This is a genomic window from Burkholderia sp. KCJ3K979 (assembly GCF_016759955.1).
In the GTDB taxonomy this organism is placed as follows: domain Bacteria; phylum Pseudomonadota; class Gammaproteobacteria; order Burkholderiales; family Burkholderiaceae; genus Burkholderia; species Burkholderia orbicola.
In genome coordinates this window covers 1-398 of sequence record NZ_JACFYV010000486.1, presented here as the reverse complement: position 1 = coordinate 398, position 398 = coordinate 1, and the positions used below count along the sequence as shown (strand labels likewise).

Genomic DNA, 398 nt, shown 5'->3' with positions numbered 1-398 from the left:
GAACAAAGCGGGCGTTTCCAACCTGCTGGATATCCTTTCTGCGGTAACGGGCCAGAGCATTCCAGAACTGGAAAAACAGTTCGAAGGCAAGATGTATGGTCATCTGAAAGGTGAAGTGGCTGATGCCGTTTCCGGTATGCTGACTGAATTGCAGGAACGCTATCACCGTTTCCGCAACGATGAAGCCTTCCTGCAACAGGTGATGAAAGACGGCGCAGAAAAAGCCAGTGTACACGCTTCCCGTACGCTGAAAGCGGTGTACGAAGCGATTGGTTTTGTGGCGAAGCCGTAATATCAAAACGCTCGGACGGTCCCCTCGCCCCTTTGGGGAGAGGGTTAGGGTGAGGGGAGCAGGCAAGCGCCAGTGGGAATTACCCTTTGCTCGCATTGTCGAATAA

At 53.0% G+C, this 398-nt stretch carries 1 protein-coding gene; it reads left to right on the top strand.

The genetic code is table 11. The annotated features are described in order from the left end of the window. The coding region (locus tag H3O04_RS35760; protein ID WP_442862865.1) for a hypothetical protein at positions 1-292 on the top strand (292 nt) is incomplete at its 5' end. Between the last annotated feature and the right edge of the window lie 106 nt (positions 293-398).